Consider the following 14127-nt stretch of genomic DNA (forward strand, 5'->3'; position numbering starts at 1 on the left):
ACACCGCAATCTGCGTCGCCAACGCTTCCCCTTCCCGCTGATCCTCACGCAACCCCAACGACCGGCTCATTCCACAGCCCCGAGATCAAACACCAACGGCTTGGCCGGCTTCTGCCCGATCCCGTACCAGTCCAGCTTGCGGGTCAGCACCATGAACACGCCCAACAACCCGAACAACAGCAGCGAACCCATCAACAACGCGTAATCCTCGGCACTGAGCAAGCCATAGAGCAAGCCATACAACGCCGCCAGTCCCGCCGAAAAACTCAAGCCGTGACGCACGCTGCGCAGCACATGGCAGACATAAAACCCGATCAACAACACACAGCTGCCCGCCGACAACAGATACGCCTGGGCAAAGCCGATGTGCTCGGACAGCGATAGCAACAGCAGGTAGAAAAACGCCAGCGCCACACCCACCAGCGCGTACTGGATTGGATGCACGGCCATGCTTTTGAGCACTTCGAACAGGAAGAAACCGGCGAAGGTCAGGGCAATGAACAGCAGCGCGTATTTGATCGCCCGATCGCTTTTCAGGTACTGATCCACCGGGTCGATGAAGCTCACCCCGAAGTTGCGGCTCTTGAACTCGTCACAACGGTCGCTGGTCAGGCAGTTGGTCAAGGCTTCTTCCAGGTTGGTGGAAAAGAACGAAGTCTGCCAATTCGCGGTAAAACCTGTGCCGGTGACTTCACGCTGAGCCGGCAAGTAGTTGCCGATAAAACTCGGGTGAGGCCAGTTGGCGGCCAGTTGCACCTTGCTGGTTTTGCCGACCGGAGTGATCTGCAACTGGCCGGTGCCCTGCAGGCGCAGGTCAAAGGCGAATGCCAGTTCCGCGCCTTTGTGCCTGTCCAGCGCGGGCAACTTGACGTGTGCCCCCTCGCCTAGCCAACCCAGCTGCGTGCCCGGTTCAAATTCCAGACTCTGACCGTTGAGGTCTAGTTTCAGGGCATTTTCGATCCCGCGGATATCGCTGATGCCTATCGTCAGGAACGCTTGGTCAAACTGATAATCGGCGAAATCTTCCTCGATGCCCATTTGCGCGGGAATCGAAAACAGGCCGCTGATGTGGTTGTCGGCGTGGTACAGCCGCGCCTCGTAAATACCCCGCGAGCGCAACTCGGTCTGCACCTTGCCGTCGAGCTCGAAACGCTCCGGCAGAAAATACAGTTGGCCGCGTTCTTCGCCGATTTCCTGATAGCGCTTGTTGGTTTTCTCATTGGTCTTCCAGGTGCGCACCACTTTGCGATACGGCACCACCATGATCGGACCGCTCAGTTGCTGGCTGTAGCTGGAACTGCGGGCGATGTCTTCGAGGACAATGTCGCGCAGTTGCTGGCGATCCTGGATCACGCCGTTGATCATCAAGAGCGGGATCAGCAACAACAGAATCAGAAGGGCAATTGCCCCGAGTTTTAGGGTCAGGCTGCGGTTCATGGGACTCTCCCTGTTTGGATGGGGCGAGTCTGGGTGGTGTGTGTGGGGGATTTATGGGAGGAATGTGGAGAGTGTGTGGAGACTGGTTGATGTTGATCGTTTGATCGTTCCCACGCTCTGCATCGGAACGATCACACGGGGAAGCGCAAACCTGCTTCAACACCGTCCCCGACATTGCCGATGCATAGTTCTCCGCCATGCAGCTTCATCACCTCTTCAACAAAATTGAGTCCCAGCCCCGTGCTCTTGCGCCCGCTGTCCGGTCGCGGCAGTGAATAGAATCGTTCGCTCAACCTCGGTAACGCATAGTCGGGAATCGCCTCGGCCTGGTTGAACAGTTTGAATTCGATTTGCTCGCCAACCTTCGCAGCACTGAATCGCAGCAATCCACGAGCCGGGGTGAAGTCCAAAGCATTCTCCAGCAGATTGCCCAGCGCCTGACGCAACAGGAACGGCTCACCGGTCAGCAGCAGATCCGCTGGGATGGTTTGCTCCACGCGCAACTGCTTGCCTTCGATGCGCGCCGCCTGAGCGCTCAGCAATTCATCGACCAACTTCGCCAGCGGCACCGTCACCCGCTCTTCCAGCCCTTGGCGTTGCTCGACCAGGGCCAGGTTCAACAGGCGTTCGATCAACTGCTGCATCCGCGCGCTTTCGCTGTCGATGTTGCTGACAAAACGCTGTTGCTGGGCCAGCGGCATCTCGCCCTGCAACAACTCCGCCGCGCCGCGAATCGCCGCCAGCGGGCTTTTCAGTTCGTGGGTCAAGGTGTGTACGTAACGCTCGACATAGGCTTTGCCTTCGAGCTGCGTGCGCATCTGCTCCACCGCCGTCGCCAATTGTTCCAGTTCGCCACCACGGTAATGCGGAACCTCGACCCGCCGGCCTTCACTGACCGCCTGAGCGTAAGCAGTCAACCGCCGCAGCGCCGCGCTCAACCACCACGACAACAGCGCGCCAAACAGCAGACCGAGGCCGATCAACCCGGCGCCCCAGGCAAGCAATCGCCGCTCGGTGCGATCAACGTATGGCTGCAACGAGCTATTGGGTTTGGCCACGGTAACCACGCCGATGATCTGGCCGTTGTCGCGAATCGGGGCGCCGACGTGCATCACTGAGGAGCTCGGATCGTCTGGATCGCTGCGGCTGGAACGAGCGCCGTATTCGCCTCGCAGGGTCAGTAAAACGTCGTTCCAGCGCGAGTAGTCCTGCCCCACTGCCATGCCGCTGGAGTCCAGCACCACAACACCCTTGGCATCGGTGACGTAGATGCGGTGGTTGACCTGATTCTTCGGCAATCCCCAGATGTTCGCCTTCGGTTGCCGTTCGCCATAAGCCTTGAGCAGCTCGGGCCAGCGGTTCTGGTTCAGGGTGCCGGCCTTGAAGTCGTCGCGCAGGATTTCGGCCATCAGGTTGGCGGTGTCGACCAGCGTTTCTTCGGTGGACTGGCGCACGCCGGGACGGATTTCTTCCATCACGGTGTTCAGCACGAAATAACCGGTCAGGCCGATAAACAGCACATAGACCAGAAAGATCCGGATCCCCAGCGGCATCAGCTACGCCCCGGGCTGTAGCTGTAGCCGAGGCCGCGATGGGTCTGGATCGGCTCCGCGTCGGCTTTCACCTGGCGCAGTTTGGCGCGCACGCTCTTGATGTGGCTGTCGATGCTGCGCTCGTACCCGGCATCGGCGGCGACACCCAGCGCATCGAGCAATTGCTCGCGGCTGAAGACCCGTTCGGGTTGCTCCAGCAGGCATTGCAGCAGACGGAATTCATGACGGGTCAGGGTTAGCAGCTGACCGCGGTAGCTGATCTGTACCCGTTCGCTGTCGATGCGAAACAACGTCGATGCCACCTCGGCGCTCGCTCGCGGTGCCATGCGCTTGAGAATCGCCCGGACCCGCGCCGCCACTTCCCTTGGGCTGAACGGCTTGACCACGTAATCGTCGGCACCGATTTCCAGGCCCACGACGCGATCGATTTCGGCATCCCGGGCGCTGAGGAAGATCACCGGCACTTCGCTGAAACGGCGCAATTGCTTGCAGGTCTCGAAGCCGCTGATGTCCGGCAGACCAATGTCGAGAATGATCAGGTCGGCCGGTGTCTGGCGCTGATGCTCAAGCGCCGCGGCGCCAAGGCTCAGCCAGGTGGTGGTGAAGCCCTCGCCCTGCAAGGCGAAAATCAGGGTGTCGGCAATCGCCGCTTCGTCTTCGACAATCAGGATATGAGGCATGGCGTCCGAGCCCGGCAGTTAAGTGGGCGAACGGTGCCCCAAGGCTCACGTCACGTCAATGAGACCACTTCAAATCAGCAGTCGGGTTTGTCCGCCGTAAAGCGCCGTGCCGGGTTCACCGCCGCGCCGAACTCACGCAAGGCTTTGGCGCCAATCAACAAAGGGTAATTGAAGCTGCTGCGGTCGGTGAGGTTGACCTCCACGGTGCGCTTGACGTTGCCCAGGCACAGCTCCAGATCGACCACCGGACGCTTGGTGGGTTCGACCGATTCGTTGTCGTCGTCATCTTCTTCGGAGCGGGTCTTGATCTTGCTGATCCGCGCGACCTTGTGCTCGTAGACCTTGTTACTCGCGCCTTTGGTAGCGAGGCGGAAACGCACCCACTCGTCGCCATCACGAGTGAAGGTTTCGATGTCTTTGGCCGACAGCGACGCGGTCAGGGCGCCGGTGTCCATCTTGGCCTTGAGGACTTCGCCACCGATTTCCGGCAGCGCGATGTATTCGTAGCGCCCGTACAGGGTCGGCTCAGCAGCCAGGACCGGCAGGGCTATAAGGGAAAGCAGTGCAAGGAGGGATTTCACGTAATGGGCTTCCTTGAGGAGTGGGCAGCGGAATTTTAGACCGTCAGTGAGCAATTCGTTCGTTCTTGAAATCGCTTCGCGGGCAAGCCACGCTCCCACAGGGTTTCGTGTCGTTCACAAACCTTGGGTACACCCCAATCTACTGTGGGAGCGGGCTTGCCCGCGAAGAGGCCGGAACAGTCCCCCCACAAATGACTGACAGGTTCAAATCTGCTCAAGCATACCGCCGAAAAGGTGAAACATTTGTCGTCACCGATTTGGCCTGCCGTCCGAAGCTGCTTATCATTGCGCGCCCAGAAGCTTTCAAGAGTTATCTATGCGCCGCCTGCTCACCGGCTGTTTCGTTACCCTGCTGCTGTTGCTCAACACCCTGGTCCTGTTCGGGCCGCTGATGGTGTTCGCCTTGCTCAAACTGGTCCTGCCCGGGCGCTTGCGTGATTACGCCTCGTGGACGGTGATGGCGATCGCCGAGACCTGGGCCGAAATCGACAAGCTGATTTTCCGCCTGTGCATCCCCACGCAATGGGACATCCGTGGCGGCGATGACCTGCGGGTCGACACGTCGTATCTGGTGATCAGCAACCATCAATCCTGGGTCGATATCCCGGCGCTGATCCAAACGCTGAACCGACGCACGCCGTTCTTCAAGTTCTTCCTCAAGAAAGAGCTGATCTGGGTACCGTTCCTGGGGCTGGCGTGGTGGGCGCTGGATTACCCGTTCATGAAACGCTACACCAAGGCATTCCTGGCGAAGCACCCTGAACTGGCCGGCCAGGACCTGGAGATCACCAAAGCGGCGTGCGAGTTGTACAAGCGTCAGCCGGTGACAGTGGTCAATTACCTGGAAGGCACGCGCTATACCGCGGCGAAAAGTGCCCGGCAGCAATCACCCTTCACCCACCTGCTCAGGCCCAAGGCTGGCGGCGTGGCGTTTGTTCTGGCGGCAATGGGCGAACAGCTGGACGCGGTCCTTGATGTGACGGTGGTTTATCCGCAGCCAACGATTCCGGGGTTCTGGGATTTGCTCAGCGGTAACGTGCCGAAGGTCATCATCGACATCCAGACCCGCGAACTCGACCCGGCGCTGTGGCAGGGCGATTACCAAAACGATCCGCAGTTTCGCGAAACCATCCAGAACTGGGTCAACCAGCTCTGGATCGAGAAGGATCAGCGCATCGACGCGTTGCGCGCCGAGCGCCGCTGAATCAGATACCGGTGCCGGTGCCGGTGCCTGCACCCCAGATCCCGCCCAGGTTTGTCAGCAGTGAACCGCCGACGCCCTGCTGACCGAAAAATTGCAGAAGCACGGGGGCAAACAGGCCGATCATGCCGGTGTCCATGCCCAATGCGCTGAAGGCACTGTTCAGGTCGTTGGTGTTACTCACGTTGCCCATGAGGTTGTCCAGACCTGCCGCTTTACCGGACGAGCCAAGCAAACCGCTGAGGACGCCCAGTTCACCGCCACCGGCCAGCAAGTCGATGCCGGGCACGCTTTTGGCCAACTCCGAGTAGTCGGTCGAACTCAATTGATTCCTCGCCAGACCGAGCATCGCCCCGGCACCGCCAATGGCTTGTTCCGGCGTCACGTTCAATTGGCTGAGCGCACTCAGCAAACCGGCGGTCTGCGCGGTCTGCGAAGTCGGCGCGGCGGCGTCATCGCCCTGCGTGCCGGAGAGGGCATTGGCCGCGTCGAACAGGTTGAACTGAGCAAAGACCGGACTGGCCGCCAGACACATCAGCGAAGCCAGTGCAAAACCGCGTGAAATCTTCATCCAGACATCCTCATGTGCCATGAAAACCGCCCGGCAATGGGCGGCGAAAAACCGTGGTTTGGACTGGCATCCAGGGGGATTGTTCCCAGGTTTGGCAAGCGTCTGACGAACAGTCGAAAAAGAATGGACCGGCGCAGGCCGCGCGTTGGCAGCCCTGTAAATGATCGTTCCCACGCTCTGCGTGGGAATGCCTCCTGTGACGCTCTGCGTCACGCTTTGGGACGCGGAGCGTCCCGGGCTGCATTCCCACGCAGAGCGTAGGAACGATCATCATCCAACAAAAAACGGCGACCCGAGGGTCGCCGTTTTGTTTTGCCTGAAGCCTTTACGCTGCGCTGAACAGTTTGTGTGGATCGATCACAAACTTCTTCGGCACGCCCGCATCGAACTCGCCATAACCACGTGGCGCGTCATCCAGACTGATGACTTCCACGCCAACAATGTCGGCAATGTGGATACGGTCCCACATGATCGCCTGCATCAGCTGGCGGTTGTACTTCATCACTGGCGTCTGGCCAGTGTGGAAGCTGTGGGATTTAGCCCAGCCCAGACCGAAGCGGATGCTCAGGCTGCCCATCTTCGCGGCGGCGTCGACGGCACCCGGATCTTCAGTCACGTACAAGCCCGGGATACCGATTTTGCCGGCCACCCGAACCACGCCCATCAGCGAGTTGAGCACGGTGGCCGGAGCCTCGTGTTTCACCCCGTCATGGCCGTGACCACGCGCTTCGAAGCCCACGGCGTCGACGGCGCAATCCACTTCTGGCTCGCCCAGCAGTGCGGCGATTTGCTCGTGCAGCGGGGTGTCCAGGGACAGGTCGGCGATTTCGAAACCCTGAGCCTTGGCGTGTGCCAGGCGGACAGTGTTGACGTCACCGATGATCACCACGGCCGCGCCCAACAGGCGAGCGGAAGCGGCAGCGGCCAGACCGACAGGACCGGCACCGGCGATGTACACGGTGCTGCCCGGACCAACGCCGGCCGTCACTGCGCCGTGGTAACCGGTCGGCAGGATGTCGGAGAGGCAGGTCAGGTCGCGGATTTTTTCCATGGCCTTGTCGCGGTCAGGAAGTTTCAGCAGGTTGAAGTCGGCATACGGCACCATCGCGTATTCAGCCTGACCGCCGGTCCAGTCGCCCATGTCGACATAACCGTAAGCACCGCCCGGACGCGCCGGGTTGACGCTGAGGCAAACGCCGGTATGCATTTCCTTGCAGGAACGGCAGCGCCCGCAAGCTACGTTGAACGGTACGGACACCAGGTCGCCGATCTGCAGGTTCTCGACGTCGCTGCCCTTCTCGATCACTTCACCGGTGATTTCGTGGCCCAGTACCAGGCCGGTTTGAGCGGTTGTACGACCGCGCACCATGTGCTGGTCGGAACCACAGATGTTGGTGGAAACCACACGCAAGATGACAGCGTGGTTGATCTTCCTGCCGCGCGGGTCCTGCATTTTCGGATAGTCGATTTTCTGTACTTCGACTTTGCCATTGCCGAGATACACCACACCACGATTGCCAGACATGCTTTCACCTCGCTGTTGTTTTTATGTAACGGTCGCGTCGCCATGGGTCGGCGGCGCGTTGATTGCTCGGGTTATTGCCTGTGTGTCTTTGCGTTGTTTGTCAGGGCCTCATCGCGGGCAAGCCCGCTCCCACAGTGGACGGGGTGAACACAAGGTCTGTAAACGACAAAGGACCCTGTGGGAGCGGGCTTGCCCGCGAAGGCGATCTAAAGAACGACTGTGCGATTGGCGTTAAGGAACACTCTTCGTTCAATGTGATAACCAACCGCTCGCGCCAATGTCAGCCCTTCAATATCCCGCCCCTTGGCGATCAAATCTTCCGGGTAATGACTGTGATCCACAGCTTCCACGCCTTGGGCGATGATCGGGCCTTCGTCCAGGTCGTTGTTGATGTAGTGCGCCGTGGCGCCGACCAGTTTCACGCCCTTGTTGTAGGCCTGGTGATAAGGCTTGGCGCCCTTGAAACCCGGCAGCAGGGAGTGATGGATGTTGATCGCCTTGCCGTCGAGTTTGCGGCACAGCTCGGGCGACAGGACTTGCATGTAGCGGGCAAGGATCACCAGTTCGGCGCCGGAGTCTTCGATCACCTGCCAGACCTGACGCTCCTGCGACGGTTTGTCGTTCGGGTCCAGCGGAAAGTGGTAGTACGGAATCTGATGCCAGTCCGCCAATGGCTTGAGGTCCGGGTGGTTGGAGACCACGGCGGCCACGTCCATCGAGAGCTGGCCGATGCGCTGGCGGTAGAGCAAATCGTTGAGGCAGTGATCGGCTTTGGAAACCATGATCACCACTTTCGGGCGGTAGTTCGGCGGCGTCAGTTCGAAGATCATGCCGAAGGCTTTACCACGCTCTTCGAGACCGGCGCGGAAGGCTTGCTCGTCGAAGCCGTCGGGCTGGCGGAATTCCACGCGAATGAAGAAACGGCCCGAAAGCCGGTCATCGAAGGAATGGTGCTCAGTGACGTAGCAGCCCTGCTCGAACAGAAAGCGGGTCACCGCGTCCACGGTGCCGAGGACGCTTGGGCAGTCGGCGGTCAGAATCCATGTGTCTGGGGCGCGGCTCATAGTGCGGTGACTCCTGTAGCGAAACTGATCGTTCCCACGCTCTGCGTGGGAACGCCGCCATGGACGCTCTGCGTCCGCTTTGGGACGCGGAGCGTCCCGGGATGCATTCCCACGCAGAGCGTGGGAACGATCTTTACGCCTGGACGCTCAGGCCATATTCGGCGGCCGCATCCTGCAACCACAACCACCAGTAATCCGAGAAGCTGCGACGAATCAGCAGTTCCCAGGTGTCTTCGGCGGTGTGACGGATCACCAGTTGCGACTTGGCAAACACGGTGCCCACAGCCTTGCCCACCGGGAAGCTGTTGGGATGCACGTCATAGCTGGTGGACTTCATCAGCACCTGGCGCACGTTCGGGCCGCTCAGTTCGAGCAGCTGCTGGCCGCCGCTGACGTTGGTGATCGCAATGTGCAGGTTGCCCAGCGCTTCACGCAGTTTCTTCTCGGCAGCGAATTCTTCACCGGTCGGCACGATCAGCAGCCATTCATCCGGCCCCATCCATTGCAGACTGGTTTCGCCTTTGACGATGACGGTCAGCGCGCCCGGCAATTCGATACCGAGGGCTTTGTGCACACCGGCTGCGAACGCAGCATCGTGGCCATCGCCACGGATGGTCAGGTGACCGAGGAGTTTTTTCTCACGCACGATCACGCCGGCGTTTTTGCGGCCCTTGCCCACCAGGCTGGCGAGGTCGGCATGATGCAGCGACGACTCGGCCTTGGCCCCGGTGGTTGGGCGTTGTTGGTAAACATTGGCTGCGGTCATAAAGCACCTGTTCCTGTATTCGTATTCCTGTGGGAGCGTGGCTTGCCCGCGATGGGAGCAACTCGGTCTGCCTGTGGCACCGCGTTATCGTTCATCGCGGGCAAGCCACACTCCCACAGGTACTGTGGTGTTAAACGTTCTGGCGATCGCCTTTCGGATCGAAGAACACCGAAGAAACGATTTCCGCCTCGATCACGCTGCCGTCGGCCAGCGGTGCGAACACCCGCTCACCCATGCGCTTCAAGCCGCCCTTGACCACACCCATGGCAAACGAATAGCCCAGGGAGTTGTGCAAGTAGCTGGAAGTCACGTGACCGACCATGGTCATCGGGATGGTTTGCTTGGTGTTGAACACCAGTTGCGCCCCTTCCGGCAGCCATTTGGTCGGATCGATCGGCTTCAGACCGACCAACTGTTTGCGTTGATCACGCACGCAGTCTTCGCGGTTCATGCCACGCCAGCCGATCCACGAGAACGGTTTGGTGCGACCGACACACCAACCCATGTTCAGGTCGTCCGGGGTCATCGAGCTGTCAGTGTCCTGACCGACGATGATGAAGCCCTTCTCTGCCCGCAGAACGTGCATGGTTTCGGTGCCGTAAGGCGTCAAGTTGTACTTCTTGCCGGCCTCGACGATTTTTTCCAGAACGCCCATGGCGTAGTCGGCCTGCACGTTGACTTCGTACGACAGTTCACCGGTAAACGAAATCCGGAACACCCGCGCCGGCACACCGCCGACCAGACCTTCTTTCCAAGTCATGAACGGGAAGGCTTCGTTACTCAGGTCGATGTCGGTGACTTCGCTGAGCAGCTTGCGGCTGTTCGGCCCGGACAGGGTCATGGTTGCCCAGTGATCCGTCACGGACGTGAAATACACCTTCAGATCTGGCCATTCAGTCTGGTGGTAGATTTCCAGCCATTGCAGCACGCGTGCAGCGCCGCCGGTGGTGGTGGTCATCACGAAATGGTTGTCGGCCAGGCAGGCAGTCACGCCGTCGTCGAACACCATGCCGTCTTCTTTGCACATCAGGCCGTAACGGGCCTTGCCCACGTCGAGCTTGGTCCAGGCGTTGGTGTAGATGCGGTTGAGGAACTCACGCGAATCCGGGCCCTGGATGTCGATCTTGCCCAGGGTCGAAGCGTCCAGCAGGCCGACGCTGTCGCGCACGGCTTTGCATTCACGCTTCACGGCGGTGTGCAGGTCTTCACCGTTTTTCGGGAAGTACCATGGACGCTTCCATTGACCGACGTCTTCGAACTCGGCGCCATTCTTCACATGCCAGTGATGCAGCGCAGTGAAACGCACAGGCTCGAAGATGTGCCCACAGTGACGGCCGGCCACGGCGCCGAAGGTTACCGGCGTGTAGTTCGGACGGAACATGGTGGTGCCCATCTGCGGGATGGTCACGTTCAACGAACGGGCGGCGATGGCCAGGCCGTTGACGTTGCCGAGCTTGCCCTGGTCCGTACCGAAGCCCAGTGCGGTATAGCGCTTGACGTGCTCGACCGACTCGAAACCTTCGCGGGTCGCCAGTTCGATGGCGGCAGCGGTGACGTCGTTCTGCAGGTCGACGAATTGCTTCGGCGCACGTGCGGTGTTCTTTTCATGCGGCACCTGGAACAGCGCCAGTGTTGGCTCTTCCAGACGGCTCAGGGCTTTCGGCAAGGTGCCTTCGACCACGCTGAAACCGGCTTCGCTGGCGGCGCGAGCACCACCTGCAAAACCATCGACCAGGGAATCACCGAGGCCGTAGACGCCGTTGATGCCACCGACGCACACGCGTTTCTGCGGTGCTTCGCCCGGTACGAAACCGAGGATGTCTTCACGCCAGATCGGCTTGCCGCCCAAGTGCGACGCCAGGTGAACCACCGGGCTGTAACCGCCGGAACTGGCGACCAGGTCGCAATCGAGCCACTCGCCCGGGCTGGTCACGGTGTGTGCTTTGACATCGATCGCGGCAACGCGAGCGGCGGTCACGTGCTTGCTGCCACGGGCCTCGATCACAGCGCTGCCGGTCAGGATGCGGATGCCCTTGGCGCGCGCTTCTTCCACCAGCGCACCGCGAGGGTTGCTGCGGGCGTCGGCGATCGCCACGACTTGCAGGCTGGCGTCGAGCCAATCCAGTGCAACGCGGTAGGCGTGATCGTTGTTGGTCGACAGCACCAGTTTCTTGCCCGGTGCCACGCCGTAACGACGCACGTAAGTCGACACAGCGCCGGCGAGCATGTTGCCCGGCACGTCGTTGTTGCCGTAAACCAGTGGACGCTCGTGAGTACCGGTCGCCAGCACTACACGCTTGGCGCGAACCCGGTGGATGCGCTGACGCACCTGGCCGATCGGGGCGCGGTCGCCGAGGTGATCGGTGAGGCGCTCGTGAATGGTCAGGAAGTTGTGGTCGTGGTAACCGTTGACCGTGGCGCGGGGCAACAGCAGCACGTCCGGGGTATTTTTCAGCTCGGCGATGACGCTGGCAACCCACTCGGTGGCAGGCTTGCCGTCGAGGCTTTCGCGGGAATCGAGCAGGCTGCCGCCGAACTCTTCCTGTTCATCGGCCAGGATCACACGCGCACCGCTGCGGGCAGCTGCCAGTGCAGCGGCCAGACCCGCAGGGCCAGCGCCGACGATCAGCACGTCGCAGTGCTGGTTCATGTAGTCGTAGGTGTCCGGATCGTTCTCGGTCGGCGAGCGGCCAAGACCAGCAGCCTTACGAATGTACTTCTCGTAAGTCATCCAGAACGATTGCGGGTACATGAAGGTTTTGTAGTAGAAGCCCGGCGGCATCAGCTTGCCGCCGACCTTGCCGAGAATCCCCATCATGTCGTTGTTCACGCTCGGCCAGCCGTTGGTGCTGGTGGCGACCAAACCTTGATACAGCGCTTGTTGCGTGGCGCGTACGTTGGGGATCTGCGTGGCTTCGGTCGCGCCGATCTGCAGCACGGCGTTCGGCTCTTCGGCACCGGCGGCGAAGATGCCGCGTGGACGCGAGTACTTGAAGCTACGACCGATGATATCGACGCCGTTGGCCAGCAAGGCCGCGGCCAGAGAATCGCCCTCAAAGCCTTTGTAGGTCTGGCCGTTGAAGGTGAAGCTCAGCACTTTGTTACGGTCGATGCGTCCGCCGTTGGACAGGCGATTGATCTGGCTCATACCTTCTCTCCCAGAGCCGTGGCGGCCGCTTTCGGGCTATCGGTCTTGTCGGTGAATTGTGGCTTGGCGCCGATCTTGTAGGTTTCGAGAATCTCGTAGGTCACGGTGTCACGGGTGGCGTTGAAGTACTGACGGCAACCGGCGACGTGATCCCACAGTTCGTGGTGCAAACCGCGAGGGTTGTCGCGGAAGAACATGTAGTCGCCCCACTCCTCGTCGGTGCAGCTGTTCGGATCCAGTGGACGCGGGATGTGCGCCTGGCCGGATGCGTGGAATTCCTCTTCGGAGCGCAGTTCGCCGCAGTGAGGACAGAAGATATGCAACATGGGGATTTCTCCTGTTAGTGGGCAACCGCAGCAGCGCCGTGTTCATCGATCAACGCACCGTTGTGGAAACGGTCGATGGAGAAAGGTGCAGCCAATGGGTGCATTTCACCCTTGGCCAGACTCGCGGCAAACACGTTGCCCGAGCCAGGTGTTGCCTTGAAGCCACCGGTGCCCCAACCGCAGTTGAAGAACATGTTCGGAACCGGGGTTTTCGAGATGATCGGGCAAGCGTCCGGCGTGGTGTCGACGATGCCGCCCCACTGACGGTTCATGCGCACGCGGGACAACACCGGGAACATCTCGACGATGGCTTGAATGGTGTGCTCGATCACCGGGTACGAACCACGCTGGCCGTAGCCGTTGTAGCCGTCGATACCGGCGCCGATCACCAGGTCGCCCTTGTCGGACTGGCTGATGTAACCGTGTACGGCGTTGGACATGATCACGCTGTCGATAATCGGCTTGATCGGCTCGGACACCAGCGCTTGCAGCGGGTGCGATTCGATCGGCAGACGGAAACCGGCGAGTTTGGCCATGTGCCCGGAGTTACCGGCAGTCACCACACCGACGCGCTTGGCGCCGATGAAGCCCTTGTTGGTTTCAACACCGATGCACACGCCGTTTTCCTTGCGGAAACCGATCACTTCGGTCTGCTGGATCAGGTCCACGCCCAAGGCATCGGCGGCACGGGCAAAGCCCCACGCCACGGCATCGTGACGGGCCACGCCGCCGCGACGCTGGACGGTGGCGCCCATCACCGGGTAGCGAGTGTTTTTCGAGCAGTCGAGGTACGGAATCTCGTCGGCCACTTGCTTGGCATCGAGCAGTTCGCCGTCCACGCCGTTGAGGCGGTTGGCGCTGACCCGACGCTCGGAATCACGGATGTCTTGAAGCGTGTGGCACAAGTTGTAGACGCCGCGCTGGGAGAACATCACGTTGTAGTTCAGGTCCTGGGACAGGCCTTCCCACAATTTCATAGCGTGTTCGTACAGGTGCGCCGACTCGTCCCACAGGTAGTTGGAGCGAACGATGGTGGTGTTGCGCGCGGTGTTACCGCCGCCCAGCCAGCCTTTCTCGACCACGGCCACGTTAGTGATGCCGTGCTCTTTGGCCAGGTAGTAGGCGGTCGCCAGACCATGCCCGCCACCGCCGACGATGACCACGTCATAGACCTTTTTAGGGGTCGGCGTGCGCCACATCTTCTGCCAGTTTTCGTGATGGCTGAGGGAGTGTTTGAAGAGGCCGAAGCCCGAGTAGCGTTGCATAGTCATTTAC

At 60.6% G+C, this 14127-nt stretch carries 12 protein-coding genes; 1 reads left to right on the forward strand and 11 read right to left on the reverse strand.

The features are described from left to right. Positions 1-66: 66 nt before the first annotated feature. The 4 genes from creD to rloA2 all read right to left on the reverse strand — a co-directional run bounded on the left by creD (position 67) and on the right by rloA2 (position 4251). Positions 67-1437, reverse strand: coding sequence for a cell envelope integrity protein CreD (creD, locus tag BLW70_RS02730; RefSeq protein WP_074871479.1), 1371 nt, complete (start codon positions 1435-1437; stop codon positions 67-69). 131 nt (positions 1438-1568) lie between these two features. Beyond that, positions 1569-2990 (reverse strand): two-component system sensor histidine kinase CreC, encoded by a 1422-nt coding sequence (gene creC, locus BLW70_RS02735; RefSeq protein WP_074871481.1) that lies wholly within the window; start codon positions 2988-2990, stop codon positions 1569-1571. Continuing rightward, on the reverse strand, positions 2990-3670 hold the full coding sequence (gene creB / locus BLW70_RS02740; RefSeq protein ID WP_074871482.1) for a two-component system response regulator CreB: 681 nt from the start codon (positions 3668-3670) through the stop codon (positions 2990-2992). The genes creC and creB overlap by 1 nt, the downstream gene beginning before the upstream one ends. 74 nt (positions 3671-3744) lie before the next feature. Further along, positions 3745-4251 (reverse strand): retropepsin-like aspartic peptidase RloA2, encoded by a 507-nt coding sequence (gene rloA2 / locus BLW70_RS02745; protein ID WP_074871484.1) that lies wholly within the window; start codon positions 4249-4251, stop codon positions 3745-3747. Positions 4252-4567: 316 nt separating this feature from the next. On the opposite strand from rloA2, the gene BLW70_RS02750 reads away from it, so the two are divergent. Then, a complete protein-coding gene (locus BLW70_RS02750; RefSeq protein ID WP_074871485.1) occupies positions 4568-5455 on the forward strand; it encodes an acyltransferase in 888 nt (295 codons plus the stop codon). 1 nt (position 5456) lies between these two features. On the opposite strand, the gene BLW70_RS02755 is transcribed toward BLW70_RS02750, so the two are convergent. The 7 genes from BLW70_RS02755 to BLW70_RS02785 all read right to left on the reverse strand — a co-directional run bounded on the left by BLW70_RS02755 (position 5457) and on the right by BLW70_RS02785 (position 14117). Continuing rightward, positions 5457-6023 carry a DUF2780 domain-containing protein gene (locus BLW70_RS02755; protein ID WP_074871487.1) on the reverse strand — a complete coding sequence of 189 codons (567 nt, stop codon included), beginning with the start codon at positions 6021-6023 and terminating at the stop codon, positions 5457-5459. A 325-nt stretch (positions 6024-6348) separates the two neighbouring features. Then, the gene (fdhA, locus tag BLW70_RS02760; RefSeq protein ID WP_074871488.1) at positions 6349-7548 is read right to left on the reverse strand and encodes a formaldehyde dehydrogenase, glutathione-independent; all 1200 of its coding nucleotides are present in this window, start codon (positions 7546-7548) and stop codon (positions 6349-6351) included. Between the two features lie 206 nt (positions 7549-7754). Further along, positions 7755-8612 carry a formyltetrahydrofolate deformylase gene (gene purU, locus BLW70_RS02765; protein ID WP_074871490.1) on the reverse strand — a complete coding sequence of 286 codons (858 nt, stop codon included), beginning with the start codon at positions 8610-8612 and terminating at the stop codon, positions 7755-7757. A 133-nt stretch (positions 8613-8745) separates the two neighbouring features. Next, on the reverse strand, positions 8746-9378 hold the full coding sequence (locus BLW70_RS02770) for a sarcosine oxidase subunit gamma (RefSeq protein WP_074871492.1): 633 nt from the start codon (positions 9376-9378) through the stop codon (positions 8746-8748). Positions 9379-9508: 130 nt separating this feature from the next. Beyond that, entirely contained in the window at positions 9509-12526 is a 3018-nt protein-coding gene (locus BLW70_RS02775) for a sarcosine oxidase subunit alpha (RefSeq protein ID WP_074871494.1), read from the reverse strand. After that, positions 12523-12852, reverse strand: coding sequence for a sarcosine oxidase subunit delta (locus BLW70_RS02780; protein WP_033053963.1), 330 nt, complete (start codon positions 12850-12852; stop codon positions 12523-12525). The genes BLW70_RS02775 and BLW70_RS02780 overlap by 4 nt, the downstream gene beginning before the upstream one ends. A gap of 14 nt (positions 12853-12866) precedes the next feature. Continuing rightward, on the reverse strand, positions 12867-14117 hold the full coding sequence (locus tag BLW70_RS02785; RefSeq protein WP_007947735.1) for a sarcosine oxidase subunit beta: 1251 nt from the start codon (positions 14115-14117) through the stop codon (positions 12867-12869). Positions 14118-14127: the final 10 nt, after the last annotated feature.

Origin of the sequence: Pseudomonas frederiksbergensis (assembly GCF_900105495.1) — a bacterium.
Taxonomy (GTDB): Bacteria; Pseudomonadota; Gammaproteobacteria; order Pseudomonadales; family Pseudomonadaceae; genus Aquipseudomonas; species Aquipseudomonas frederiksbergensis.